Raw genomic sequence first — 1112 nt, forward strand, 5'->3', positions numbered from 1 at the left:
CGCGCCGGCGCCCGCCGCCAAGCCCTGATCCATGCGCCCCTCGCTCGCGCTGGTGCCGGGCGAGCCGGGCGGGATCGGCCCGGAGCTGTGCGTGCGGCTGGCGCAACAGCCGCGTCACGACTGCCAGCTCCTGGCCTTCGCCGATCCCGACACCTTGCGCGCCGCCGCGGCGGCGCTGTCGCTGCCGCTGCAGCTGCTGCCCGAATCCAGCCCCGCCCTCGCCCCTGGCGACCTGCGCCTGCGCACGGTCGCCAATGCCGTGCCCAGCCGCTTTGGCGCGACCGAACCGGCCAACGCGGCTGCGGTGATCGCCGCACTGACCCAGGCGGCCGATGCCTGCCTGCGCGGGGAACTGGACGGCGTGGTGACCGGCCCGGTCCACAAAGCGGCGATCAACGCCGGCGGCATCGCCTACACCGGCACCACCGAACTGCTGGCCCAACATGCCGGCCGCGAGGTGGTAATGATGCTGGCCAATGCCATCGTACGCGTGGCCCTGGTCACCACCCACCTGCCGCTGCGCGCGGTCGCCGATGCACTCACGCCGGCCCTGCTGGAACGCAGCCTGCGCATCACCGAGGCCGCCTTGCGTCGCGAGTTCGGCATCGCCGCGCCGACCATCGCGGTGCTGGGGCTGAACCCGCATGCCGGCGAGGATGGCCACCTGGGCCTGGAGGAAATCCAGGTGATGCAGCCGGTGCTGGACGCCTTGCGCGCGGAGGGCATGCGCCTGCTCGGCCCGCTGCCGGCCGATACCGCGTTCCTGCCGCAGAAGCTGGCGAGCGTGGACGCGGTGCTGGCGATGTACCACGACCAGGGGCTGCCGGTGCTCAAGTACAGCGGCTTCGAGCAGGCGGTGAACCTGACCCTGGGCCTGCCCTACCCACGCGTGGCGGTCGACCACGGCACCGCACTGGAGTTGGCCGGCCGCGGCGTGGCCGATCCGTCCAGCCTGTTCGCTGCTACTGCGCTGTGCGCGCAACTGGCGGCGCGCCGCGCGCAGTCCTAGGCGCATATCCGGGCGGCGTTCGCGATCTGCCGCAACCAGGGCGCGCCCGGTGATGCCGGCCGCGGCGGAAGCCGCTCCTTGTATCTGGACATGTCGCCCCTAA

1 protein-coding gene is annotated in these 1112 nt (G+C 72.8%); it reads left to right on the plus strand.

Annotated features, from left to right (window positions below):
- Positions 1 to 31: 31 nt before the first annotated feature.
- Entirely contained in the window at positions 32 to 1009 is a 978-nt protein-coding gene (gene pdxA / locus D183_RS0108420; protein ID WP_017908615.1) for a 4-hydroxythreonine-4-phosphate dehydrogenase PdxA, read from the plus strand.
- Positions 1010 to 1112 lie beyond the last annotated feature (103 nt).

The sequence above is a fragment of the Xanthomonas sp. SHU 199 genome (genome assembly GCF_000364665.1).
Lineage (GTDB): Bacteria > Pseudomonadota > Gammaproteobacteria > Xanthomonadales > Xanthomonadaceae > Xanthomonas_A > Xanthomonas_A sontii.